Origin of the sequence: Chromobacterium fluminis (assembly GCF_011602385.1) — a bacterium.
In the GTDB taxonomy this organism is placed as follows: Bacteria; Pseudomonadota; Gammaproteobacteria; order Burkholderiales; family Chromobacteriaceae; genus Chromobacterium; species Chromobacterium fluminis.
The window spans coordinates 133091-155684 of record NZ_JAAOMA010000005.1 but is presented as its reverse complement, the minus strand read 5'-3'; the positions used below and the strand labels follow the sequence as shown (position 1 = coordinate 155684).

Below are 22594 nucleotides of genomic sequence, written 5' to 3'. Positions count from 1 at the left end.
ATGAGCGATTTCCGTCAGGATTTTATTCGTTTTGCGCTCGACAAGCAGGTTTTGAAGTTTGGCGAGTTCATCACCAAGGCCGGCCGCAAGTCACCCTACTTCTTCAACGCCGGCCTGTTCAACGACGGCCTGTCCACTTTGCACTTGTCCCGCTTCTACGCCAAGTCGATACTCGAGAGCGGCGTGCAATTCGACATGCTGTTCGGTCCGGCCTATAAAGGCATCATCCTGGCAGCCGGCGCGTGCATGGCCATGGCGGAACAAGGCCGCAACGCGCCCTTCGCCTACAACCGCAAGGAAGCCAAGGATCACGGCGAAGGCGGCACCCTGGTGGGCGCCCCGCTGCAAGGCAAGGTCCTGATCATCGACGACGTGATCTCGGCCGGCACCTCGGTGCGCGAATCCGTGCAGTTGATCCGCGCCGCCGGCGCCGAACCGGCTGGGGTGGCTATCGCGCTGGACCGCATGGAGCGCGGCAGCGGCGAATTGTCGGCGGTGCAGGAAGTCGCCCAGCAACACGGCCTGCCGGTCATCGCCATCGCCACGCTGAAAGACCTGCTCGGCTTCCTGGAACATAGTCCGGAACTGGCGGCGCATCTGGACGCAGTGCGCGCCTACCGGGCGCAATACGGAGTCAACGACTAATGAAACCGCTTGCCGGACTCGCGCTGCTGATGCTGGGAACCGTCGCCTATGCCGGCGGCCTCTACAAGTGGGTGGACGAGTCCGGCAAAGTGCATTACAGCGACTCTCCTCCGCTCCAGAGTCAGCAGCAGGGTGTTGCCGAGCTTTCCAAGCAGGGCTCCGTCACCAAACCGGCGGAAAGCCCCGCCGCGCGCCAAGCGCGCGAGGCCGCCGAAGCGGCTCAAAAACAACGCGACGCCCATCAACTGGAAAATACCCGCCGCGACAACGCGCTGGTGGAAAGCTACGCCAACCTGCAGCAACTGCAAGCCGAGCGAGCCAAACAGCAGGCTGTGCTGCAAAGCGCGCTGGACGCGCTACAGCAACGCGCCCGCGGCCTGACGCTGCAAGTTCAAGGCATTCAGCAGGACATAGCCCAGAGCCTGCGCAACAAACAAGCGCCTCCGCAAAACAGTCAGCGTAATCTGAACGTGCTGCAGGCGGAGCAAGCTGAACTGGCCAGGCAAATCGCCGCTAAACAGCAGGAGCTGACCGCGTTCCGCCAAAAAACCCAGAACGATCTGAACCGTTACCGGCAATTGCGCGGCGAATAGCGCGCCGGACAGTCTTACTGTCCTCCGTCCTTGCGCTGCCAAGCCTCGTTCAAGGCCTTGGTGGCCGCCTCGCTGGTCTGCGCCGCGGCGGCTTGAGCCGACTTGGCCGCCTCCAACTCCGCGTTGGCCCCGCTCAAACCCGCCTGCGCTTCCGTCAAACGCTGTTCCGCCTTGACCTTGTCGGACTCGGCCTGCGCCAAACGCGCGTCCGCTTTTTGCTGCGTGCCACGCACTTGCTGGTAGTACATCTGTGCCGCCAACAACTGTTCATCCGCCGTCTGCGCCAAAACCAGCGCCGGCAACGCCAGGGCGGTCAAGGCCGCGACGATTCTGTTTACCTTCATCACACAGCTCCCGTTTTCGGTGTAGAGGCGCAAGCTTAACGCGGCGGCAGAGGTTTGGCTAAATCCGGCTGCGGAGCCAAGGCCGGCTCCGCCGCATGCGAAGGCCGCGACAACAAGTAAAGCAAGATGCTCAACTCAATCGCTCCAACCAGCCACGGCACCCAATGCGGCGGCCGAGCCAGCAGCAAGGCGATGAAGCCCGCACCCATGCCCAGCGTGGCAAAACACTTGGCCTTGACCGGCACCACCCGCTGCTCGCGCCAGCGGCGCAGGCCCGGCCCGTAACGCGGATGCGCCAACAGCCGCTGCTCCAGCCGCGGGGAGGATTTGCTGAAACAGGCCAGCGCCAAAATCAGGAAGATCGTGGTGGGCATCACCGGCAGCAGAGCGCCGATGATGCCCAAGACCAGCATCGCCACGCCGGCGCACAAGTAGAGCCAGCGCACCGCGGGATGCCGCGCGCGATGACTCAAGCGTACACCTGGTCCAGATGGCTGTTCATGCAGGCGAATGCCGCCACTGCGCCGGCGGTAACCCGCTGCTCGGCCGCCTCGTCCAGTTGCAAACCGTCCAACGCGGCGGTGAACGCGCGCCAGTGACGGGCGCGGCCGTCCGGGTGGCCGGCCAGATGGCGAGCGCCGCAGTTCTCATCCAGGCCCAGCTTACCGGCCAGTTTGTACAGAATCGCCGCGCCCAGTTTGGAGCCCTCCACCACGTAGAGCCAACCCATTGCGCTGGCCACGTCCAGCGTGCTGCTGATCGGCGCTTCGCGCAATTCCGGCAGCGGCCGGTCCAGATCCCTCAGATCGGCGGCGATGCTGTCGTAACGACGGCGCTCGGCCAGATCCGGGAACAGGCGAGCCAGCTCGGGATTGTCGTAAAGCGCGTCGGCGTCTCGCAGGAAGCGGTATTGCGCCAGCAAGAAGCGCGCGTAGTTTTCACGGGTGGCGAACGGCTGATTCGCCATGATGCGTTGGTCCAACGCGTCGTGCGTTTCGTGGGTGCGGGCTTTCAGATCCTGGGTGCGGGTGTTCTCGACAACGGTAGTCATGCTCTGCGTTTCCTGTTTGATGCGAAACCGACGCTCCGTGCGCAGCGGCGCGGATGGCGGGAAGACACGATTAACTCGCCATTATAATGCGAATGATTCTTACAATCATTATCAAATTTACCATGTCTATGGCATTGCCGTATGGAGACGCGCCAAGACGACCGGCAAACGCGGGGAGAGGAGACACAGGAACGGGGAAGTAAAGCGAAAACAAAAAGGCCAGTTCTCGCGAACTGGCCTGATTGCTATAAATTTGGTGGGTCGTGCGGGATTCGAACCTGCGACCAACGGATTAAAAGTCCGCTGCTCTACCAGCTGAGCTAACGACCCGATCCTGGGCGCTAAGAGATTGTCGTGGTGGGTCGTGCGGGATTCGAACCTGCGACCAACGGATTAAAAGTCCGCTGCTCTACCAGCTGAGCTAACGACCCCCTAACAAAACTCTTGGCAATTTCCGGCATCGGAAACTGGTGGGTCGTGCGGGATTCGAACCTGCGACCAACGGATTAAAAGTCCGCTGCTCTACCAGCTGAGCTAACGACCCAAGAGAGAGCGCAACTATAATGAAACAGTTCAGGGTCGTCAACGGGTTTTTGTATTTTTTTTCATGAGAATGACGCTGGCACGCTAGGAAAAGCCGGATTGAAACGGGAACTGAAGCGTCGAGATATCATCTAAGCCCGAACGATAATTCCAAGCCGGCCTTGAAAGCCGTCAAGCCATACCCATGTGTACAACAAGGGATCAGATTGACGCCTCCGTCGCCTGATCGCGACACCCACTTATCGGATTCAGTTGCCCATGCGCACCTTCCTCATCCTGCTGTTGCTGTACCCCTTCGCAGAAATCGCCGCCCTGGTGGCTTTGGCGGATCGCTTCGGAGGTCTGGCCGTTTTCCTGTTCGTCGTGCTGTCTTCATTGCTGGGCCTGTGGATGCTTCGCAATCAGCAGATCGGTGCCTTGTTCACCCTGGGCAGCGTGATGCGCCAAGGCGACCGCGTATCGCTGTATTCCTTGCTCTGGCCGCTGCGTTATTTGCTGGCCGGCGTGCTGTTCCTGATACCAGGCGTCATCAGCGACCTGGCCGCCGTACTATTGCTGCTGCCTTTCAAAGGCCCCAGCATTGCCGTCAATACTCGCTCGGCGCCGGAACCCGGTTCCGCCGCCGACCCCGATATTATCGATGGAGAATATACCCGGGTGGACAAAACCACGCCGCCCGACCGGCGCCTTCACTAAAGGTCCAGCCGCAGCAGAGCGTCCTCCTCGGAGGCCTCGGACTGGAGCAAAACCACCTTGCGCCGGCTCTTGTCGCCGGACAATAGTTGGACATCACGTTTCGCGACGGAGAAGCGTTGCGCCAGCCAGGCCAGCAGGGCCGCGTTGGCCTTGCCATCCACCGGCGGTGCCGCCAAGCGTATTTTCAGGCAGTCTCCATGCTCTCCCGCCGCCTCGGTTTTCTTGGCGCCGGGCTGCACGTGCAGAGTAAGACGGATGGTGCCGTTGCGGCAGTCCAGCCAAGGTTTCATGATTTTTTTCCCGCAAATCGGGAGAGTGTAGTGCAAAAGCCCCTGCGCCGGCGTCAGCCGACGGGGCGTCGGCTCTCCCTTCACTTATGAGGATATCGCGATGGATATTGGAATCAACGAACAAGACCGCCAGGAAATCGCCCATGGCTTGTCCCGCCTGCTGGCCGACACTTACACCCTGTACCTGAAAACCCACAACTTCCACTGGAACGTCACCGGGCCGATGTTCAACACCCTGCACCTGATGTTCGAAACTCAGTACAACGAACTGGCTCTGGCGGTGGACGCCGTGGCCGAACGCATCCGCGCGCTGGGCCACCACGCGCCGGGCAGCTACGCCGACTACGCCAAGCTGACCGCAATCCAGGAAGCCGCCGGCGCCCCGCCCAAGGCGGAGGAAATGATCCGCCAGTTGGTGGACGGCCATGAAACCGTGTGCCGCACCGCGCGCAGCATTTTCACCGTGGTTGAGCGCGCTTCGGACGAGCCCAGCGCCGACCTGCTGACCCAGCGCCTGCAGGTTCACGAGAAGACCGCCTGGATGCTGCGCAGCCTGCTGGAAAAATAATCCCCGCAGATCCCGAAGCATCCGCCACGCCGCGCTCAGCGCGGCGTTTTTGCTGGCCATCGTGCTACACTTTCAGCTGCACTCGGTTCCGCCTACGGCGGCAGCCGCGGCGAACTCCGCTTACCCGGTGAAAGCCAACAGCCATCCATGTCCACTAGCCCATCCTCGCCCTCATCCTCCAGCGCCACCACCATGCTGCCGCTGGGCTTGACGCTGCTCGCCTCGCTGCTGGTCCATGCGCTGCTGTTCAGCCTGGAGATGCGCCCGCGCTCCAGCCCGCCCGCGCCCGCCTCCGCCCAAATCATCAATGTTCAGTTGAACCAGACGCCCAGCCGCCTGACGCCCAAAACCCGCCGGCTGGCGGAGCAGAACAATCTGGGGGCCGGCAATAGCGCTCAGACCGACAAGCTGGCCAGCCATCGCGCGAAGCCGGTCGCCGCGCCGGTGGAACCCGGCACGCCAGAGCCCGCCGACGCCTCCCCGCGGCAACAAACCATCGCCCGTCCACCGGACGCCGGCAACAAGCCAGCACTGCCGCCATCGCAATCCGGCGTAGTCGGGCATGTCAGCGCCGGCAGCCTGCTGGCCCAGGTCGGGGAGCTGAGCAGGCAATTGGGCGACAGCGGTCTCGCCGACAACGAACAGGAAAGCGGCGGCAAACAGGGCAAGCTGGCCGAAAGCGCCCGCGGCTATCCCTGGGCGCGTTATCAGGAAGACTGGCGGCTGAAAGTGGAGCGCATCGGCAACCTCAACTACCCGGAAGCCGCTCGCCGCCAAAACATTCACGGCGCGGTGACCCTGGAAGTGCTGATCGCCGCCGACGGCGGCCTACGCGAGGTGCGCGTGCTGCGCAGTTCCGGCTTTGGCGTGCTGGACGAAGCCGCGCGCCGCATCGTGGAACTGGCCGCGCCCTACCCGCCGTTTCCGGCCTCGCTCGCCGAACAATACAGCTCGCAACGCATCCGTCAAAAATTCGTTTTCACTCGCGACAACCAACTGTCCAGTCGCTGACACATCATCAAGGAATCTCTATGTACGAAGTCAATCGCAGCATCGCCCTGATCCGCCCCCTCGCCCCCTTCCACGCCTGGCTGCAAGCATTGCCCGGCGGCTTGGACGAGGAGATCTCTCTGGCGCATCTGGGCCAGGACTGCAACGCCCTGCTGATCCCGGCGGCGGAAGATTACGCCGACGCCCAGGCCTTCGTTTTCGAACGCTACCAACAATTGTTCCAGGCCGAGCTGGCCGACTGGTGCGACGACGACGCCCTGTGGCCGGAAGAACTCTCGCTGGAACTGTTCCAGCAATGGTTCTCGCTGGAGATCCATTCCATCGTCACCGACCTGGTCGATGAGGCGCTGGAACGCGAGGCCTTCGCGCCGCTGGAACTGGGCGAATAAGCATACGCGCCGTGGCGTCGCCCATGGCGGCGCCGGGTGCCATCACGAGCAAAGGGGGAAACACCATCATGCAGCACAATACCAAGATCAAAGTGCGCGGCTACCATCTGGACCTGTACGGCCACGTCAACAACGCGCGTTACCTGGAGTTTCTGGAAGAAGCGCGCTGGAACTACTTCGAGAGCCGCGGGGATCTACCCTGGTTCCTGCAGTCCGGCCTGGCGCTGGTGGTCGTCAACATCAATATCGACTACCGCTACCCAGCCACCATGGGCGACGAGCTCGTGATCGAAACCGGGGTCAAGAGCATAGGCACCCGCAGCGCGGTGATGCATCAGCGCGTGAGCCTGGCCGGCAGCGGCAAGCTGGTGGCCGAGGCCGACGTCACTTTCGCTGTGTTTGACGCCAAGCAAGGCAAGGCGGTGGCGCTGGACGGCAAGCTGAAGGAACTACTGGAACAAATGCTGGCCGAACAGGCTTGATCGTCATGGCATGAACCGTCCGGGCCGTGCCCGGACTTTACCGCAGGACAAGAAAATGAAGAAAGGTCTGCTCGCGCTGCTGGGCGTCGCTCTGGTCGCCGTTGTCGCCTACATGACGCTGTTTGCCGGCTCGCCGGCTCCCCAGGTTAATTACACGTCGCTCAACGGCCAGTCCGCCAGCACCGAGTCGCTGAAAGGCAAGGTGGTGCTGGTCAATTTCTGGGCCACCAGCTGCCCGGGCTGCGTGGAGGAAATGCCGGAAATCAAGAAGATGCATCAGGAGTTCGCCGGCAAGGGCTATGAAACCATCGCGGTGGCGCTGAGCTACGACCCGCCCAATTACGTGAAGAGCTTCGTGGAAAAATACCAGCTGCCCTTCTTTGTGGCGCTGGACGGCAACGGCGAGATCGCCAAGGCTTTCGGCGACATCCAGTTGGCGCCGACCACTTTCCTGATCGACAAACAGGGCAAGATCATCAAACGCTATGTCGGCGTGATGGACTTCAAGGAGGTGCGCAAGCTGGTGCAGCAGCACCTGTGAGCTCGCTCCCTCAACAATAAACGCCCCGGTCCGCCGGGGCGTTTCTCATCGCGCGGAGCACACCGCGCAAGCCGGGTCCCGCGGCACCTTGATCTGGCGGAACTCTCCGCTCAGCCCGTCATACAGGGTCAGCCGCCCCAAATGCGGCGCAATGCCCGTCAAAAGCTTGACCGCTTCCACCGCCTGCAGGCTTCCTATCACTCCAACCAACGGCGACAACACGCCGAAAGTCGCGCATGGTCCGTCGCCGGCCTCCCCCTCGTCCGGAAACAGGCAGTGATAGCAAGGAGAGGCCGCATCACGAGGATCGAACACCGCCAGTTGGCCGGCAAAACGCACCGCTGCGCCCGACACCAGCGGCCTCCCGACTGCCACACAAGCGCGGTTCACCGCGTGGCGGGTGGTGAAATTGTCGCTGCAATCCAGCACCAGATCATGCCCGGCCACTAGCTCGTCCAAAGCCGCTTGGTCCAGCCGCCGCGCCAGCGGCCGCGCGTCCACCTCGGGGTTGATGCGGCGCATCCGCTCGGCGGCGGACTCCGCTTTCAAACGCCCCAGGCTGTCGCTGTCGTGAACGATCTGACGCTGCAGATTGGACAGCTCCACCACATCGTCGTCGGCGATGCTGATCTGCCCTACGCCGGCGCTGGCCAGATAAAGCGCCACTGGCGAGCCCAGCCCGCCGGCGCCGACGATAAGCACTCGTGACCGGCTCAGCCGTTGTTGGCCGACAATATCGATCTCCGGCAGCAGAATGTGCCGGCTGTAGCGCAATAGCGCCTCATCGTTGAGTTCAATCATGATTGCTAGCCTAATCCGAACATCGCCACCGCGCCATCGCCCAAAAGCATAAGGCCAGCCGTATGCCGGCTGGCCTTATGCATCAAACAGCGAAGCGGACTATTCTTCCACCGTCTTGCGGGCGAACTTGATGCCCAACTGCTTGAGTTTGCGGTACAGATGGGTACGTTCCAGGCCCACCTTCTGCGCCACCCGGCTCATATTGCCGTTCTCCAGCGAGATATGGTACTCGAAGTAACGGCGCTCCAACTGCTCGCGCAACTCGCGCAACGGCATGTTGAAATCGAAACCGGACTCCTCCACCGGCTTCTCGTGGCGGAACTGAGCCAACACCTTGTTGACCTCGCCCGCGTCCACTTCGTCCGACTCGGAAGTCAGCGCCAAGCTCTTGATGATGCTGCGCAACTGCTCAAGGTTGCCCGGCCAGTCGTACTGTCGCAGCGCGTTGAGCGCCGCCGTGGTCAGCTTGCGCGCCGGCACCTGCTTGGACTCCACCAGCTCGGTCAGAATCTGCTCGGCGATGAAGATGATGTCTTCGGAGTGCTCGCGCAACGGCGGAATCGGCACGATCACGCTGGACAAGGCCGTCAACAACCGGTTGTCGCACTCGGGATCCACCAGCAATTCCTGCAATGGACGGCTGCAGGAACACAGCAACCTCACATTGAAGCGGTCCAGTTTGGACAACAGGAACAGCAGTCCTTGCTGTACGCGACGGCCGTACTGGCCGATCTCCGGCAGGAACAGCACGCCGTTATTGGCTTTTTGCAGCAACTCCAGCGGGGCGTCCGCCAATTGCTCCTGCTTGGCCGGCGTCACCCACGGGGTATTCCCCTGATGGAAGAAACGCGCCACCAGTTCGAAGCCGGAACCGGGCTCGCCGGTCAGCAACACCGGCGACTTGACCTTGGCCACGCGTTCCAGTTGCCGCTTCAGTTCCTGGATCGGCTCGCTGCGGCCCAGCTTGTCCAGGTTCAACGAAGTGTTGGCCTGCATGTCGCCGTACTTCAGCGCTCGCTGCACCGTGGTCAGCAGCTTTTGCAGCGCAATCGGCTTCTCGAGGAAGTCGAAAGCGCCGATGCGAGTCGCCTCCACCGCGGTGTCTATGCTGGCGTGGCCGGACATCATTACCACCGGCATGTTCAGCTGACCGGACTTGGCCCATTCCTTGAGCAAAGTCACGCCGTCGCAATCCGGCATCCAAATGTCCAGCAACACCAACGCCGGACGCGTCTGGTTGCGCAACTGTCTGGCTACCTCGGCGTTTTCCGCCAGCGCGACGGTGTACCCCTCGTCCTGCAGTATCTCGGAGAGCAATTCACGGATACCGATCTCGTCGTCAACAATCAAAATATCGCTGCTACGCATTAGGCCTCCAGCAATGGCAGGGAGAGAAGGATGCGCGCGCCGTTTGGTTCGAGATTACCCACTTTGATCTGCCCGTGATGGTCTTCAAGAATCTTCTTGACCACCGCCAGGCCAAGACCGGTACCTTTGGTCTTGCTGGTCACATAGGGTTCGAACACGCGTTGCAGGATCTCCGGAGCAAAGCCCGGACCGTTATCCTCCACGCAAACGAGCGCATAGCCTTCTTCTTTTCGGCTGCTAATTTGAATCATCGGGATGTCAACGTCAAGGACCGCATCTTGCGCGTTCTGAATCAGGTTATGTAAAACCTGCCGCAACAATGCCGCATCCGCCATGATCATCAACGGCCTTTCATCAAGCGCCATCTTAACAGCAGAGTTGGATTCGTAAAGAGCCATCACCTCCCGCACCACTTGATTCAGGTCCAATTCGGTCAACTTGGTGCGCGGCGCGCGCGCGTAATCGCGGAAGGCGTCCACCATGGCCTTGAGCGCGCCCACCTGTTTGATGATGGTGTCCGTGGAGCGGCGCAGCATGTCGGCGTCGGTACCCGCCAGCTTGTCCTGCAGCTTCATCGCCAGGCGTTCGGCCGACAGCTGGATAGGCGTCAGCGGGTTGCGGATCTCGTGCGCCAGCCGCTTGGCCACCTCGCCCCAGGCCGCGTCGCGCTGGGCGCGCGCCAGTTCGGTGATGTCGTCGAACACCACCACATACCCCACGGCGGACGCTTCCGGCAGATGGGCGCCGCGCACCAACAAAGTGCGCTCGCCCTGCACCGTCAAATAATTGAGCTGAGTTTTCCAGTCGCTGTCGCTGTTCTTGGACGCGTACTCCAGCACGCACTCCACCAGCGGCGCCACCGCCGGAATGGACGTGGCCCAATGCGGGAAGTCCTGATCGGATACTTCCACGAAATCCACGCCCAGAATGCGCGAAGCGCTGGTATTGGCGGCGCGCAGCTGCCAATCGGCGCCGAAGGCGATCACCCCGGCGCTCAGGTTGGCCAGAATGCTTTCCAGATAAAGTTTGCTGCTTTCCAGTTCGCTGCGGCTGAGGTCCGCGGCGTGGCGCGCGTCCTCAAGCTGCTGCGTCATCCGGTTGAACAAGGTGGTCAGCATGCCCAGTTCGTCGCGCCGGTACACCGGGTGGCGCTTGGAAAAGTCGCCCTGCGCCACTGCCCGGGTGCCGGCGGCCAATTCGGACAAGGGTGCGGAAAGTCGCTCGGACAGGAATAAGGCGAAAGCCAGCGCCGCGGTCAAAGCCAGCAGCGCCGACAAGGCCAGCGTCAGCATGTAGAAGGTCGTCAGGCCTTCGCGGCCCAACAACAGCTGGCGATACTCCGCCCGCGCGGTCTCGATCTGCTCCGCGTCCTGAGCGATGCGTCCGGGCGCGGATTGCAGGGCCTGCAACACACGCTGCTGGCTGTCCAGATTGCGGTAAATCAACAGCGATTTCAGCACTAGCCCGCTGCCGCCGTCATTCTCGAAACTGTCCAGCGTCTGACGCGGTTTGAGCTTGCCTATGCTCTCGCGCGACAATGGAGGAGGCACTCGCTCGCTGAGCCCGCCGGCGAAGGCCAGCAGCTGGCCGCTGCGGCTATAGACAGCAAGCTCGCGCAATCCCAATTGCTCGCGCAAGCGCTCCAACCGCGCCGGCAGCAGGCCTTCCGGCAAGGATTCGATATCGTCCTGGACCGAGCGCGCGCGGCGGCCCAGATCCTCCTGCACGTACTGCAGCGAGTTGCGCGCCAGGCCCAGGCTGCGCTCCAGCGCCGACTCGACTCGAACGTCGAACCAGCTTTCGATGCTGCGGGTCAGGAACTGGGCGGAAACGGTGAACACCAGAATACCCGGCACCAAGGCCACTACCGCGAACATCATCACCAGCTTCTGGGTCAGTTTGGCGCCGAACACCCGTTGCCGCACCCGCTGACGCAGGCGCAGCAACTGGCGCGCCACCACGCCCAGCAGCGTGGCGAGCAGGAGGCTATTCAGGCCGAACACCCACCAGTAGTATTCGTTCAGTTTGGAGGCGTTACCGGTGGCCAGGGCCAGCAGATAAAGCAGGATGGCGCCCAGCGTCGCCAGCGCGACCCCAGCGTAGCGCATCAGTTGCCATCCTTTACATCCAGCTTGACCCAGTCGGACGATAGCGACCAATCCGCCGAGCCCAGCGCATTCAGCTGAAACGGTTTAGGCAGTTCGCCGATATCCAGCAACAAACGCACCTGGCCTGCCACGCGGCCCGGCGCTCGCGGGTCCAGAGTGCCGTTATTGAGCACGCGCCAGCCCTGGATCGCGCCCACCGCGCCCAGCGCCTCGCGCAGGGTGGGATAGTAATTGGAGAGGCCGCCGATGGTGACGCGATAGCGATTGGTCAAAGACTGATAGGACAGCTTGAAACCCAGTTGGGCGTGCGGGTCGAACCACTCGCTGAAGTTCAGATAGTAAGCGGTCAGCCGCGGTTTGGTCAGCTGGAACTCCAGCCGGAACGGCAATACCACGCCCTGCTCCAGCGCGTCGCTGAGGCTGGGCGTCAGTCGCGTCTGAAAACGGGTGCTGACGGACAGTTGGCCGTCCGTCGTCACCTCGGCTTCAGCACGACGCGAGCCGATGGTCTCCGCCTGCGCCGCCATGGCGAGGCCGGCCAGCAAACACAGCAGCAGGCTAACGTTTTTCAAGCAACGCGTAATAAAAGCCGTCATGACGCTCACAAGGAAGCAACTGCTCCTGTCTCAGGCACGCGGCATCCGCATGGCGTTTCAGAAAGGAGTCTAGCTGTTGCTGATTCTCTTCAGGGAAAATGGAGCACGTAGCGTAAAGCATTTTTCCGCCGGAGGCGAGCAAAGGCCACAGTGCGTCGGCCATCGCCGCCTGCTGCACGCCCAGCGCGGCGAAATCGCCCGGGCGGCGCAGCCACTTGATGTCCGGATGGCGACGCACCACGCCGCTGGCGGAGCAAGGCACGTCGGCGAGGATGCGGTCGAAGGGCTGGCCGTCCCACCAGCCGGCCGGCTGACCGGCGTCGGCCACATGCAGCCGCGCGGTGGCGCCGATGCGCTCCAGATTGTCCGCCACGCGCTGCAAGCGCTGCTCGTCGATGTCCAGCGCGGTGACTTCGACATTGGCGCTCTCCAGGATATGGCCGGTCTTGCCGCCGGGCGCCGCGCAAGCGTCCAGCACCCGCAGGCCGGCGCGCAGGTCCAGCCAATGCGCGGCCTGCTGCGCGCCCCAGTCCTGCACCGACACTTCGCCGTCGGCGAAGCCGGGCAGCTCGCGCACATTGACCGGCCGCGCCAGCTTGATCGAACCGCCGTCCAGCGTCTCCCCGTCCAGTCCGGCGGCCCGCAGCCGCTCCAGATAGGCCGCGGCGTCGCCATGGCGGCGATTGACGCGCAAAGTCATCGGCGGATGGCCGTTGTCGGCGTCCAGAATGGCTTGCCAGGCGTCGGGATAAGCGCGCTGCAAACCCTTTATCCACCACAGAGGGTGGTTAAAGCTGGCTTCGATGTCTCTTTCCGCTGCGCGCTCCAAGGCCGCGCGCTGCCGTAGGAAGTTGCGCAACACGCCGTTGATCAGTCCCTTGAAATTGCCCTTGGCCAGCCGGCTGGCCAGGATCACCGCCTCGTTCACCACCGCGTACTCGGCGGCGCGGGTGTGCAGCAATTGATAGAAAGCCACAATCAACACCCGCTCCAACACCGGCTCTGGCAAGGGTTTGGCCACCAATTGGCGCAGATAAAAACGCAGTCGCGCCAAATGACGCAAGCTGCCGTAGGCCAAATCCTGCAAAGCGCCGCGCTCGGACGGGCTCAGGTCGGGCGCCTTGCGTTGAGCCTCGGCCAGCGCCTCGGTCAGATTGGTTCCGGATTCAACGCGCAACAGAATATTGGCGGCCAATTGCTGAATATGATGCATGGGTGCTTTCTATCAAACCATAACAAACAGGCCAATACCCTTCGGCATTGGCCTTGCGCGATCTAGGCGGCGCGGCGGCCGCCCAACGCTCTTTAAATTAATATACGCCGCGCGCCATCGCTTGCAGCCGTTCGATGCGGTCCGCCGTTTGCGGATGGGTGCGGAACAGGTCGCCCATCCCGCCGCCACCGGACAGCGGATTGATGATCATCATCTGCGCGGTTTCCGGGTGCGCCTCGGCGGTGGGCATCACAATGCCCTGCGCATAGTACTCGATCTTCTGCAATGCGGAAGCCAAGGCCAGCGGATCCCCGGAAATTTCGGCGCCGCCGCGGTCGGCTTCAAATTCGCGCGCGCGGGAAATCGCCATCTGTATCAGGCTGGCCGCCAACGGCGCCAGCAGAGCGATGGCCAGGCGCGGCAGCCAACCCACCGGCTGACCGTTCTCGTCGCGGCCGCCAAAGAACATAGCGAAGTTGGCCAGCGCGGAAATCGCGCCGGCCATGGTGGCGGAGAGGGTGGAGATCAAGGTGTCGCGGTGCTGGACGTGGGCCAGCTCGTGCGCCATCACCCCGCGCAATTCGCGATAGTCCAGCATGCGCATGATGCCGCTGGTGGCGGCCACCGCCGCGTGCTCGGGATTGCGGCCGGTGGCGAAGGCGTTGGGTTGCTCTTCGTGGATCACGTAGACGCGCGGCATCGGCAGGCCGGCGCGCTGCGCCAGCTCCGCCACCATGCCGTAGAACTCCGGCGCGCTCTGGGCGTCCACCTCCTGCGCGTTGTACATGCGCAGCACCATCTGGTCGGAATTCCACCAAGCGAACACATTCATAGCCCCGCCGAAGAGCAGCGCCAGAATCATGCCGCTCTTGCCGCCTATCATGCCGCCGATCACGGCGAACAAAGCCAGAATCGCCGCCATCAGCAAGGTGGTCTTGAACCAGTTATCCGTCATCCCCTACCCTTTCCTCTCGCCTCAGTCGATCCGATCACTCGCCCAAACGCGTGCCCGTCAGTTGGCTTCTGCCGGCGACAAAGTCGCGCGCGGCCAATCGCTTGCCGCCGGCAGCCTGCAACACCATCAACCGTACCAGACCGGAGCCACAGCCCACCAACACGCCGTCCGCATCCGCAACGATGACCAGCCCCGGCTCGGCCTGGCCGGCTTCCGCGACGGCCATCCACAGTTTCAGGGCTTCGCCGGCCAGCAGCGTATGCGCGCCGGGCGCCGGGTTGTAGGCGCGGATGGCCCGCGCAACGTCCTCCGCCGGCAAGCTCCAGTCCACCAAGGCCTCGGCCTTGCTCAGCTTCTGCGCGTAAGTGACGCCCGCCTCAGGCTGCTTGACCGGCTGAATCGTCGCCAATCCGGCCAGCGTGGACACGATGGCGCGCGCGCCCTCCGCGGCCAGCTTATCGTGCAGCGTGGCGGCGGTCTCGTCGGCGGCGATGGCCACCGGATGGATGGACAGCATGTCGCCGGTGTCCAGACCCACGTCCATTTGCATGATGGTGATGCCGGTTTCGGCGTCGCCCGCCAAGATGGCGCGCTGTATCGGCGCCGCGCCGCGCCAACGCGGCAGCAGCGAGGCGTGGATGTTCAAACAGCCGCGCGCGGGAATGTCCAACACCGCCTGCGGCAGGATCAGCCCATAAGCGGCCACCACCATCAGTTCGGCGCCGATGTCGCGCAGCATCTGCTGCGCTTGGTCATTGCGCAAGGACGCCGGCTGCTCCACGCGCAGACCGTGCTCCAGCGCGACTTCCTTGACCGGGCTGGGCTTCAATTTCATGCCGCGGCCGGCCGGTCGGTCCGGCTGGGTCAGCACCAGGGCGATTTCATGGCCGGCGGCGATCAACTCGCGCAGCGCGGCGGCGGCAAACTCCGGCGTACCGGCAAAGATCAATTTCATTCAAACCATTCCGGACAGGGCGCCCACGGCGCCGCCGTCACATATTCTGTTTTTCACGCTTTTTCAGCTTGCTCTTGATACGGGTCTGCTTCATCTGCGACAGGTATTCGACAAACACCTTGCCGTCCAGATGATCGATCTCGTGCTGGATGCAGATCGCCAGCAGGCCGTCGGCTTCCAGTTCGAACGGTTTGCCGTTGCGGTCCAGCGCGCGCACCTTGACGTGCTCGGCGCGGGTCACTTTGTCGTAAATGCCGGGCACGGACAAACAGCCCTCTTCATACACCGTCTCGCCGTCCTTGCTCAGGATTTCCGGGTTGATGAACACGCGGCGTTCATTTCTTTCCTCGGAAATATCCATCACCACCAGGCGGCGGTGAAAATCGACCTGAGTCGCGGCCAGGCCGATGCCTTTGGCTTCGTACATGGTCTCGAACATATTGTCGATCTGAGTCTGCAAGGCCTCGTCGAAGACCTCCACCGGCTTGGCCACGGTGTGCAGCCGTTCATCCGGGTAATGCAAAATATTCAACAATGCCATCGGATTTAATGACTCCCCATCGTTTCAATCACTCATCAAGTTGTCGTATCGCAATCGGCACGCCGATAATAGACATGTTCGAAACGCGATTCGTTGCATGCGGGCCACCCCCGCAGGTGTCCGTCCACCTTCATATTGGGGCATTTCCCATGCGTAAAAGCATTATATCCTTCGCCTTGGCCCTCGGGCTCGCCGCACCCGGTTTCGCAGCAGACCTGCAACTGAAAGCGGATGCGCCCAGCCGCTACACCGTGAAGCGCGGCGACACGCTGTGGAGCATTTCCGGGCGCTACCTGAGCAGCCCCTGGAAGTGGCCCCGCTTGTGGCGGATGAACCAGGGCGAAATCAAAAACCCGCACTGGATCTACCCGGGCGATGTATTGGCGCTGGACTACGTGGACGGTCAGCCGCGGCTATCGCTGGCGCGCGGCGCTCAGCGCGAAGTCAAGCTGTCGCCGCAGACCCGCGTCGAGATGCTGGACCAGGCGGTGGCGAGCATTCCCGCCTCGGCGATCGAGCCCTTCCTCAAACGGCCGCTGGTGGTGGACATGGCGCAGTTCCTGCAATCGCCCAAGCTGATCGCCGGACCGGAAGAGCATCTCACCCTAGCCACCGGAGACCGGGTTTACGCCACCGGCGTCAACGAGGCCGGCACCTGGCAAGCTTACCGGCTGGGCAAACCCCTGTTGGATCCGGACACCAAGAAGGTGCTGGGCGTAGAGGCGACTTACAGCGGCGACCTGACCGCAGACAAACCCCAAGGCGAAGTTCAGACTCTGAAAGTCAGAAACGTCAGCGAGGAAATCCTGGTGGGCGACCACCTGATGCGGGCGCCTCTGCAGAGCTTCAACAACTACGCTCCGCACCCCGCCGACTCTCATTTGAGCGGCAAGGTGGTCTCGGTCTACAACGGCGTGGACGGCGCGGCCCAATACTCCACTATTGTACTCAATCTGGGGCAGTCGCAGGGCGTCGAAAACGGCCACGTGTTCGGCCTGTTCAAAAAAGGACGCCCGTTGGAAATCAAGGACGAACAGGGCAAGCGCACCGTGACGCTGCCCGCGGAACGATCCGGCAACGCCTTTGTTTACCGCGTATTCGATAAAGTCTCCTACGCGCTGGTGCTGGACAGCCGCGGTCCGATCTACGTGGGCGACGGCGTGGCCAGCCCCGAGCAAGAATGAAAGCTCCGCCGCACGACTGGCTGCTACTGGCGCTGACCCCCGGCATCGGCCCGGCCGGCTTTCTCCGGTTGATCGACGCCTTCGGCGGCGCGGACGCCGCTCTGAACGCCAACAGCCGCCAAACGGAGCCCCTGATCGGCAAGGAAGCGGCCGAAGCCCTGCAGCGCCGCGAGGCCGCCGCCTCCGCCGAAGCGGCGTTGGAGTGGACGCAGGCGCCGGGTTGCCAATTGGTGTCGCTGCTGGACGACGACTATCCGCCGCAATTGGCCGAATCCAACGCGCCGCCGCCGTTGCTGTTTGCCCGCGGGAGACGCGAACTGCTGGCCGAACCCATGCTCGCCATCGTAGGCAGCCGCGCCGCCACGCCTCAGGGCAAGCAGAACGCGGAAAACTTCTCCCGCGACTTGGCCGAACACGGCTATTGCATCGTCAGCGGCCTGGCCAGCGGCATAGACGCTGCGGCTCATCACGGCGCGCTCGGACAACCATCCGCCACCGTCGCCGTGGTCGGCACCGGCATAGACCGCGTCTACCCGGCCAGCAACCGCCAGTTGGCGCACCGCATCGCCGAGGAAGGACTGATTCTGTCCGAGTTCGCACTGGGCATGGGACCGCTGGCCGCTCATTTTCCGCGCCGCAACCGCATCATCGCCGGCCTCAGCCGCGGCTGCCTGGTGGCGGAGGCCAACACCGGATCCGGCTCGCTGATCACCGCGCGGCTGGCGATGGAGAACAATAGAGAGGTGATGGCCATCCCCGGCTCCATCCACAACCCCCAGTCTCGCGGCTGTCACCGGCTGATCAAGGACGGCGCCAAGCTGGTGGAAACCGTGGATGACGTGCTGGACGAAGTCGGCAGACTGCAACGCAAACGCCCCCGCGCCAAACCGGCGGCCCCCACCGCGGAATCGCCGCTGCTTGAAGCCATGGGATTTGACCCCATCAGTATGGATGCGCTTTCGACCACGCTCGGGTTGACTGTAGGGGAGCTTTACGCGATGCTGCTCGAACTTGAGCTGGCCGGCCTGGTGGCCAGCCATCCCGGCGGGCTTTTTCAGCGCCTGAATCCGAGCTGAACCGCGCTAACCCGCACTTTAAGAAGATAGATTGATGTTTGACGTACTCGCCTTCCTATTTGAACAATTCCGCGATCCGGACGCTTTCGGCGACCGCGGCGTGCTGATGCGCCAATTGGAGGCCGCCGGTTTCGAGGACGAAGAGATCAACGACGCGCTGGATTGGTTGGACGGCATCAGCGGTCTGGACGACAGCGTCTACGTCGGCGCCAACGAAGCCAGCGGCATGCGCGTTTACGCCGAAGACGAACTGGAGCACCTGCCCGCCGACGTGCGCGGCCTGCTTCAGTTTCTGGAGGACCACGGCGCTTTGACGCCCGCGCAGCGCGAAATGGTCATTGATCGCCTGATGGAACTGCACGCCGACGACATCAACGTCGGCAGCGCCAAGCTGGTGGCCTTGATGGTGTTGTGGGCGCAACAGGCGGAACTGCCCATTCTGCTGGGCGAGGCGCTGTTGGATGCCGTGCATGGCGAACCCACCATGCAATGACTTGTCAGCCTCATGGAGCGGGCTTAACATGCCGCCCTTGGACGCCGATGCCGGCGTCCAATCCAAGAGCGCTCTTGCGCTCTTGTTTTATTTGACGAATATATTTTCTGTCGGCGCGAAATTTTAGGATGAAGCCTTCATCCTCTTGTCGACGGGAACGCAGCAGCCCACGCACGGGCCAGGCGCCATTCTGCCGCTTCGCAGAAGCGCCCGGTCCGGACGGACCGGCCGGCACGCCGGCGATTGCACATACGAAAAGATAATATGCCCACCAGTCTCTTGATCGTCGAATCGCCCTCCAAGGCGAAAACGCTAAAGAAATACCTAGGCCCGGACTTTGAAGTCCTGGCCTCCTACGGCCATGTGCGCGACCTGGTGCCCAAGAACGGCGCCGTGGACCCTGAAAAAGGGTTCGCGATGAAATACCAGCTGATCGCGCGCAACAGCAAGCACGTCGACGCCATCGTCAAAGCAGTGGGCGATGCCCAGCACATCTACCTGGCGACTGACCCGGACCGCGAAGGCGAGGCCATTTCCTGGCATCTGGTGCAGATCCTCAACGGCAAGAAGCTGCTGAAAAACAAGACCGCTCAGCGCGTGGTGTTCCACGAAATCACCAAGAACGCGGTGCTGGAAGCAATCCAGAACCCGCGCGAGATCGCGCAGAACCTGGTGGATGCGCAGCAGACCCGCCGCGCGCTGGACTATCTGGTGGGCTTCAACCTGTCGCCGCTGCTGTGGAAGAAAATCCGCCGCGGCCTGTCCGCCGGCCGGGTACAAAGTCCGGCTTTGCGGCTGATCTGCGAGCGCGAAAACGAAATCCGCGCCTTCGTCGAGCAGGAATACTGGTCTGTGCATCTGGACAGCCACAAGGGCCGCACCAAGTTCGGCTCCAAGCTGACCACGATGGCCGGCAAGAAGCTGGAGCAGTTCGACATCCCCAACGAAGCCGAACAGGCCAGCATACTGGCGCGGCTTGAAGGCCACCCGGCGGTGGTCAGCAGCATCGAGAAGAAAAAGAAATCGCGCAGCCCGGCCGCGCCGTTCACCACCTCCACGCTGCAACAGGAAGCCGTGCGCAAGCTCGGGATGACCACCGACCGCACCATGCGCACCGCGCAACAGCTGTACGAGGGCATAGACATCGGCCAGGGCACCGTCGGCCTGATCACCTATATGCGTACCGACTCGGTGGCGCTGGCGGGCGAGGCGGTGGAGGAAATCCGCGGCTATATCGGCCTTAAATTCGACGGCGATTACCTGCCGAAGAACCCGGTGGCCTACAAGAACAAGTCCAAGAACGCCCAGGAAGCTCACGAGGCGATCCGCCCCACGTCCATCCTGCGCACCCCGGACATGGTCAAGCCCTTCCTGACCTCGGATCAGTTCAAGCTGTACGACATGGTCTGGAAACGGACGCTGGCTTGCCAGATGGCGCCAGCCAAGTTCGACACCACCAGCATCGACATCGCCGTCGGCGAAGGCGTCTTCCGCGCCACCGGCCAGGTGCAGACCTTCGCCGGCTTCCTCGCCGTGTACGAAGAGGACGTCGACGACGCCGAGGACGAGGACAACGCCAAGCTGCCGCTGCTGGAAGAAGGCGAAACCCTGCCGGTGGACAAGCTGTACGGCACCCAGCACTTCACCCAGCCGCCGCCGCGTTATTCGGAAGCCTCGCTGGTGAAGGCTTTGGAAGAATTCGGCATCGGCCGACCTTCCACTTACGCCAGCATCATCTCGACGCTGAAGGACCGCGAATACGTGGTGCTGGACAAGAAGCGCTTTCTGCCCACCGACACCGGCGACATCGTCAATAAATTCCTGACCGAACACTTCGCGCAATACGTGGACTACAACTTCACCGCCAAGCTGGAAAACCAGCTGGATGAAGTGGCCAACGGCCAACGCGAGTGGGTCCCGGTGATGGACAGCTTCTGGAAGAACTTCTCCAAGCAAATCGCCGAGAAGGAAAGCATTTCCCGCGCCGAAGTCACCACCGAGAGCCTGGACGAAGCCTGTCCAAAATGCAGCAAGCCGCTGTCCATCAAGTTCGGCAAACGCGGCCGCTTCATTGCCTGCACCGGTTATCCCGACTGCGATTACACCCGCAATATGGGCGAAACCGCCGAACAAGCGGCGGAAGAGGCGGAAGCGCCGACGGTGATCGAGGGCCGCAGCTGCCCGGAATGCGGCGGCGAACTGCACATCAAGAAGGGCCGCTACGGAAAGTTCATCGGCTGCGCCAACTATCCGAAGTGCAAACACATCGAGCCGCTGGAAAAGCCTCGCGAAACCGGTGTGGAGTGCCCGGAATGCAAGGCCGGCCAGCTAATCGAACGCAAGAGCCGCTACGGCAAACTGTTCTACAGCTGCAACACCTATCCCAAGTGCAAATACGCCACTTGGAACCCGCCGGTGGCCGAGCCTTGCCCGAAATGCAACTGGCCCATCCTGACCCTCAAGACCACCAAACGCCGCGGCACTGAGAAAGTCTGCCCGCAGAAGGAGTGTGGTTACAGCGAGGTGATCGCACCGCCGGAAGGCAAGGAAGCCGAGCCGGGCTAACACGGCCCGCGCTTGCGACAACAGCCCTGCACGGTTTTCCGTGCAGGGCTGTTGTTTATTGCGCGAGTCTAGTCTCCTGCGCCGACAAACGTGAAGTAGCCCACCGGCAACTGCAGGCTCTGCAAAGTCGGCACCGCCTCCAAGGCCCCCAACATCGCCGCCGCCCGCAGATAATGGGGACTCGAATGCGGCACGCACCAATGCATGCAAATCTGCACCGCAGCGCTGCTGGGCAAAGGCTTGCCATCCGGCCCCTCCAGCTGCACCTTGATGTGACCGGCGTAGTGCGGCGGCAGTTGAACCGCAATATTGAGCTCCTGGCTGCTTCTCAGCACTTTCACGCGCCGGGTGTCGAAAGCGGCGGCTGGGTCGTCGGAATACATCCGCAAGGTGGAGCCTTCCGGCACCCGGCGGCACCTCATGCTGAAGCTGAACTGCTCAGGCGTGGAATCCTGGTTATGGAACGTCAGGGATTCCTCTCCCCCGCTCTTGGATACAGGTGTCACATTACGCCATGCCCCGGCGCCGTTATAAAGAATCCATTGCACGGAATTCCAGTTGCCCTCGGAAAATTGCAAGGGATTATTTTCAGTGAAAAAGGGGTAGCTGACGGTAGCAATCAGGCAAATATGCTGCGTAGACTTCAAATCCAGCATGAAGCCTTCAGAGGCGCCGCGCTCGCCCACAGTCAGAATCGCATTCCGACCATCCCTGTTCAACACCTTGCCATCCTTGTTTTTGCCGCTCACGGTCAAACACTGTATCCAAGACGACGGCGGCTGGTTGAAGCCGCCATTGGCGTAGTACATCCTCACCTTGGCATCATTGATCTTGCCGAAGAATGACTTATTCTGGCACCGCATGTAGATATAGTTCTTCCCAACCTTGGGCACTTTCCAGAATTCAGTATTCCAATTATCAATCAACTTGGCCGGCGATAGCTCCACGTCCTGATTACAAATAATATCAGGCGAGTCGGTATAAGCCCCTATGGTTGGGATCACCCCGTTATCGCCAAAGTTCTTACGGCATAAAACACCTCGCCACTGTTGCATCGCCCTATTGGCGTACTGGGTGGACGAAGTCAGGGCAATAGACAAAGCCTGGGTCATATGCTGAGCAAGGATGGCCGGTTTCTCGCGGTCGGTTTCCCAGTAAGCATCACAGTAAACTCCGCTGAAGACGTTTGCCATATCCTGAAATCCTAGGCTTGCCGGCAGCGCATCATAGATATGATCCATCGCCTGAACATCATTGACACCATTCAAACGATAGTTGATTGCCGCCAGCCACAGCCCGTCGATATCGCCGATATTGGGGGGAGAAACTATTGCCTCGTTGACTTTATCGTTCATGAGTTAAACTCCTATTCGCATGGATTTAAGAGAAAACACTCTCCCGATAACAGGTCTCGCTCGCGGGCAATATAGATTCTGCACGCCTGACAGGCGGCATCCCATGCCTCGCTTTAACATGGCGTAAGCCTATACCTTGCCACGCCTATAAACTGCGGGAATTGGCCGGGCCCGGTTCAAACTGGTCAAAAGGTCAGGAGCAGGCGCTCGCTAGGAAAAAAGCATCTGGCG

The 22594-nt window shown here is 62.0% G+C and carries 25 protein-coding genes and 3 tRNA genes; 12 read left to right on the top strand and 16 right to left on the bottom strand.

Going from position 1 to position 22594, the window contains the following annotated elements:
- Positions 1-645, top strand: coding sequence for an orotate phosphoribosyltransferase (gene pyrE / locus HA052_RS05890; protein ID WP_166451192.1), 645 nt, complete (start codon positions 1-3; stop codon positions 643-645).
- Positions 645-1238: a DUF4124 domain-containing protein gene (locus HA052_RS05885; RefSeq protein ID WP_081546848.1), complete on the top strand. Its 594-nt coding sequence runs from the start codon at positions 645-647 to the stop codon at positions 1236-1238. Before pyrE ends, HA052_RS05885 begins: the two co-directional genes overlap by 1 nt.
- 14 nt (positions 1239-1252) lie before the next feature.
- On the opposite strand, the gene HA052_RS05880 is transcribed toward HA052_RS05885, so the two are convergent.
- From HA052_RS05880 to HA052_RS05855, 6 genes are all read right to left on the bottom strand, one after another.
- Positions 1253-1582, bottom strand: coding sequence for a hypothetical protein (locus HA052_RS05880; RefSeq protein WP_166451191.1), 330 nt, complete (start codon positions 1580-1582; stop codon positions 1253-1255).
- A 35-nt stretch (positions 1583-1617) separates the two neighbouring features.
- Positions 1618-2055 (bottom strand): YbaN family protein, encoded by a 438-nt coding sequence (locus tag HA052_RS05875; protein ID WP_240937277.1) that lies wholly within the window; start codon positions 2053-2055, stop codon positions 1618-1620.
- The gene (locus tag HA052_RS05870; RefSeq protein ID WP_166451190.1) at positions 2052-2633 is read right to left on the bottom strand and encodes a biliverdin-producing heme oxygenase; all 582 of its coding nucleotides are present in this window, start codon (positions 2631-2633) and stop codon (positions 2052-2054) included. The genes HA052_RS05875 and HA052_RS05870 overlap by 4 nt, the downstream gene beginning before the upstream one ends.
- Positions 2634-2887: 254 nt before the next feature.
- Positions 2888-2963, bottom strand: a tRNA-Lys gene (locus HA052_RS05865).
- Between the two features lie 25 nt (positions 2964-2988).
- A tRNA-Lys gene (locus tag HA052_RS05860) sits at positions 2989-3064 on the bottom strand.
- 37 nt (positions 3065-3101) lie between these two features.
- Positions 3102-3177, bottom strand: a tRNA-Lys gene (locus HA052_RS05855).
- A gap of 257 nt (positions 3178-3434) precedes the next feature.
- Between HA052_RS05855 and HA052_RS05850 the strand changes: the two genes are divergently transcribed.
- Positions 3435-3872 (top strand): FxsA family protein, encoded by a 438-nt coding sequence (locus HA052_RS05850; protein WP_166451189.1) that lies wholly within the window; start codon positions 3435-3437, stop codon positions 3870-3872.
- Here HA052_RS05850 and HA052_RS05845 read toward each other — a convergent pair.
- Positions 3869-4162 carry a DUF167 domain-containing protein gene (locus HA052_RS05845; RefSeq protein ID WP_081546856.1) on the bottom strand — a complete coding sequence of 98 codons (294 nt, stop codon included), beginning with the start codon at positions 4160-4162 and terminating at the stop codon, positions 3869-3871. The genes HA052_RS05850 and HA052_RS05845 overlap by 4 nt on opposite strands.
- Before the next feature lie 100 nt (positions 4163-4262).
- Here HA052_RS05845 and HA052_RS05840 point away from each other — a divergent pair, with 100 nt between their 5' ends.
- The 5 genes from HA052_RS05840 (at position 4263) to HA052_RS05820 (ending at position 7153) form a co-directional block, all read left to right on the top strand.
- Positions 4263-4730, top strand: a complete 468-nt coding sequence (locus HA052_RS05840; RefSeq protein ID WP_081546858.1) for a Dps family protein — start codon at positions 4263-4265, stop codon at positions 4728-4730.
- Positions 4731-4877: 147 nt separating this feature from the next.
- Positions 4878-5741 carry an energy transducer TonB gene (locus HA052_RS05835; protein WP_166451188.1) on the top strand — a complete coding sequence of 288 codons (864 nt, stop codon included), beginning with the start codon at positions 4878-4880 and terminating at the stop codon, positions 5739-5741.
- 20 nt (positions 5742-5761) lie between these two features.
- Positions 5762-6130, top strand: coding sequence for a VacJ (locus HA052_RS05830; RefSeq protein WP_081546862.1), 369 nt, complete (start codon positions 5762-5764; stop codon positions 6128-6130).
- Positions 6131-6198: 68 nt separating this feature from the next.
- Positions 6199-6612 (top strand): acyl-CoA thioesterase, encoded by a 414-nt coding sequence (locus tag HA052_RS05825; RefSeq protein ID WP_081546864.1) that lies wholly within the window; start codon positions 6199-6201, stop codon positions 6610-6612.
- Positions 6613-6667: 55 nt separating this feature from the next.
- Positions 6668-7153: a TlpA disulfide reductase family protein gene (locus HA052_RS05820; protein ID WP_081547007.1), complete on the top strand. Its 486-nt coding sequence runs from the start codon at positions 6668-6670 to the stop codon at positions 7151-7153.
- A 45-nt stretch (positions 7154-7198) separates the two neighbouring features.
- On the opposite strand, the gene HA052_RS05815 is transcribed toward HA052_RS05820, so the two are convergent.
- The 8 genes from HA052_RS05815 to def all read right to left on the bottom strand — a co-directional run bounded on the left by HA052_RS05815 (position 7199) and on the right by def (position 15690).
- The gene (locus HA052_RS05815) at positions 7199-7954 is read right to left on the bottom strand and encodes a HesA/MoeB/ThiF family protein (RefSeq protein WP_166451187.1); all 756 of its coding nucleotides are present in this window, start codon (positions 7952-7954) and stop codon (positions 7199-7201) included.
- Between the two features lie 99 nt (positions 7955-8053).
- The gene (locus tag HA052_RS05810) at positions 8054-9322 is read right to left on the bottom strand and encodes a sigma-54-dependent transcriptional regulator (protein ID WP_019100015.1); all 1269 of its coding nucleotides are present in this window, start codon (positions 9320-9322) and stop codon (positions 8054-8056) included.
- Positions 9322-11430, bottom strand: a complete 2109-nt coding sequence (locus tag HA052_RS05805; protein ID WP_166451186.1) for a sensor histidine kinase — start codon at positions 11428-11430, stop codon at positions 9322-9324. The genes HA052_RS05810 and HA052_RS05805 overlap by 1 nt, the downstream gene beginning before the upstream one ends.
- Positions 11430-12026 carry a DUF4390 domain-containing protein gene (locus HA052_RS05800; protein WP_141111200.1) on the bottom strand — a complete coding sequence of 199 codons (597 nt, stop codon included), beginning with the start codon at positions 12024-12026 and terminating at the stop codon, positions 11430-11432. Before HA052_RS05800 ends, HA052_RS05805 begins: the two co-directional genes overlap by 1 nt.
- Positions 11989-13239 carry a 16S rRNA (cytosine(967)-C(5))-methyltransferase RsmB gene (rsmB, locus tag HA052_RS05795; protein ID WP_166451185.1) on the bottom strand — a complete coding sequence of 417 codons (1251 nt, stop codon included), beginning with the start codon at positions 13237-13239 and terminating at the stop codon, positions 11989-11991. Before rsmB ends, HA052_RS05800 begins: the two co-directional genes overlap by 38 nt.
- Positions 13240-13336: 97 nt before the next feature.
- The gene (htpX, locus tag HA052_RS05790) at positions 13337-14194 is read right to left on the bottom strand and encodes a zinc metalloprotease HtpX (RefSeq protein ID WP_166451184.1); all 858 of its coding nucleotides are present in this window, start codon (positions 14192-14194) and stop codon (positions 13337-13339) included.
- Between the two features lie 34 nt (positions 14195-14228).
- The gene (gene fmt, locus HA052_RS05785) at positions 14229-15149 is read right to left on the bottom strand and encodes a methionyl-tRNA formyltransferase (protein ID WP_166451183.1); all 921 of its coding nucleotides are present in this window, start codon (positions 15147-15149) and stop codon (positions 14229-14231) included.
- A 37-nt stretch (positions 15150-15186) separates the two neighbouring features.
- Positions 15187-15690 (bottom strand): peptide deformylase, encoded by a 504-nt coding sequence (def, locus tag HA052_RS05780; protein WP_019103371.1) that lies wholly within the window; start codon positions 15688-15690, stop codon positions 15187-15189.
- A gap of 149 nt (positions 15691-15839) precedes the next feature.
- Here def and HA052_RS05775 point away from each other — a divergent pair, with 149 nt between their 5' ends.
- From HA052_RS05775 to topA, 4 genes are all read left to right on the top strand, one after another.
- Positions 15840-16874: a LysM peptidoglycan-binding domain-containing protein gene (locus HA052_RS05775; protein WP_166451182.1), complete on the top strand. Its 1035-nt coding sequence runs from the start codon at positions 15840-15842 to the stop codon at positions 16872-16874.
- On the top strand, positions 16871-17950 hold the full coding sequence (gene dprA, locus HA052_RS05770) for a DNA-processing protein DprA (protein ID WP_166451181.1): 1080 nt from the start codon (positions 16871-16873) through the stop codon (positions 17948-17950). Before HA052_RS05775 ends, dprA begins: the two co-directional genes overlap by 4 nt.
- A 34-nt stretch (positions 17951-17984) precedes the next feature.
- The gene (locus HA052_RS05765) at positions 17985-18443 is read left to right on the top strand and encodes a Smg family protein (RefSeq protein ID WP_166451180.1); all 459 of its coding nucleotides are present in this window, start codon (positions 17985-17987) and stop codon (positions 18441-18443) included.
- A 264-nt stretch (positions 18444-18707) separates the two neighbouring features.
- A complete protein-coding gene (topA, locus tag HA052_RS05760; RefSeq protein ID WP_166451179.1) occupies positions 18708-21008 on the top strand; it encodes a type I DNA topoisomerase in 2301 nt (766 codons plus the stop codon).
- Between the two features lie 68 nt (positions 21009-21076).
- Here topA and HA052_RS05755 read toward each other — a convergent pair whose 3' ends face one another.
- Positions 21077-22363 carry a hypothetical protein gene (locus tag HA052_RS05755; RefSeq protein WP_166451178.1) on the bottom strand — a complete coding sequence of 429 codons (1287 nt, stop codon included), beginning with the start codon at positions 22361-22363 and terminating at the stop codon, positions 21077-21079.
- Positions 22364-22594: the final 231 nt, after the last annotated feature.

What these genes read in the sequence shown, in the direction of transcription:
- pyrE (WP_166451192.1), top strand. Translation starts at nt 1, where the DNA reads ATGAGCGATTTCCGTCAGGATTTTATTCGTTTTGCGCTCGACAAGCAG.
- HA052_RS05885 (WP_081546848.1), top strand. Translation starts at nt 645, where the DNA reads ATGAAACCGCTTGCCGGACTCGCGCTGCTGATGCTGGGAACCGTCGCC.
- HA052_RS05880 (WP_166451191.1), bottom strand. Translation starts at nt 1,582, where the DNA reads ATGAAGGTAAACAGAATCGTCGCGGCCTTGACCGCCCTGGCGTTGCCG.
- HA052_RS05870 (WP_166451190.1), bottom strand. Translation starts at nt 2,633, where the DNA reads ATGACTACCGTTGTCGAGAACACCCGCACCCAGGATCTGAAAGCCCGC.
- HA052_RS05850 (WP_166451189.1), top strand. Translation starts at nt 3,435, where the DNA reads ATGCGCACCTTCCTCATCCTGCTGTTGCTGTACCCCTTCGCAGAAATC.
- HA052_RS05845 (WP_081546856.1), bottom strand. Translation starts at nt 4,162, where the DNA reads ATGAAACCTTGGCTGGACTGCCGCAACGGCACCATCCGTCTTACTCTG.
- HA052_RS05840 (WP_081546858.1), top strand. Translation starts at nt 4,263, where the DNA reads ATGGATATTGGAATCAACGAACAAGACCGCCAGGAAATCGCCCATGGC.
- HA052_RS05835 (WP_166451188.1), top strand. Translation starts at nt 4,878, where the DNA reads ATGTCCACTAGCCCATCCTCGCCCTCATCCTCCAGCGCCACCACCATG.
- HA052_RS05830 (WP_081546862.1), top strand. Translation starts at nt 5,762, where the DNA reads ATGTACGAAGTCAATCGCAGCATCGCCCTGATCCGCCCCCTCGCCCCC.
- HA052_RS05825 (WP_081546864.1), top strand. Translation starts at nt 6,199, where the DNA reads ATGCAGCACAATACCAAGATCAAAGTGCGCGGCTACCATCTGGACCTG.
- HA052_RS05820 (WP_081547007.1), top strand. Translation starts at nt 6,668, where the DNA reads ATGAAGAAAGGTCTGCTCGCGCTGCTGGGCGTCGCTCTGGTCGCCGTT.
- HA052_RS05815 (WP_166451187.1), bottom strand. Translation starts at nt 7,954, where the DNA reads ATGATTGAACTCAACGATGAGGCGCTATTGCGCTACAGCCGGCACATT.
- HA052_RS05810 (WP_019100015.1), bottom strand. Translation starts at nt 9,322, where the DNA reads ATGCGTAGCAGCGATATTTTGATTGTTGACGACGAGATCGGTATCCGT.
- HA052_RS05805 (WP_166451186.1), bottom strand. Translation starts at nt 11,430, where the DNA reads ATGCGCTACGCTGGGGTCGCGCTGGCGACGCTGGGCGCCATCCTGCTT.
- HA052_RS05800 (WP_141111200.1), bottom strand. Translation starts at nt 12,026, where the DNA reads ATGACGGCTTTTATTACGCGTTGCTTGAAAAACGTTAGCCTGCTGCTG.
- rsmB (WP_166451185.1), bottom strand. Translation starts at nt 13,239, where the DNA reads ATGCATCATATTCAGCAATTGGCCGCCAATATTCTGTTGCGCGTTGAA.
- htpX (WP_166451184.1), bottom strand. Translation starts at nt 14,194, where the DNA reads ATGACGGATAACTGGTTCAAGACCACCTTGCTGATGGCGGCGATTCTG.
- fmt (WP_166451183.1), bottom strand. Translation starts at nt 15,149, where the DNA reads ATGAAATTGATCTTTGCCGGTACGCCGGAGTTTGCCGCCGCCGCGCTG.
- def (WP_019103371.1), bottom strand. Translation starts at nt 15,690, where the DNA reads ATGGCATTGTTGAATATTTTGCATTACCCGGATGAACGGCTGCACACC.
- HA052_RS05775 (WP_166451182.1), top strand. Translation starts at nt 15,840, where the DNA reads ATGCGTAAAAGCATTATATCCTTCGCCTTGGCCCTCGGGCTCGCCGCA.
- dprA (WP_166451181.1), top strand. Translation starts at nt 16,871, where the DNA reads ATGAAAGCTCCGCCGCACGACTGGCTGCTACTGGCGCTGACCCCCGGC.
- HA052_RS05765 (WP_166451180.1), top strand. Translation starts at nt 17,985, where the DNA reads ATGTTTGACGTACTCGCCTTCCTATTTGAACAATTCCGCGATCCGGAC.
- topA (WP_166451179.1), top strand. Translation starts at nt 18,708, where the DNA reads ATGCCCACCAGTCTCTTGATCGTCGAATCGCCCTCCAAGGCGAAAACG.
- HA052_RS05755 (WP_166451178.1), bottom strand. Translation starts at nt 22,363, where the DNA reads ATGAACGATAAAGTCAACGAGGCAATAGTTTCTCCCCCCAATATCGGC.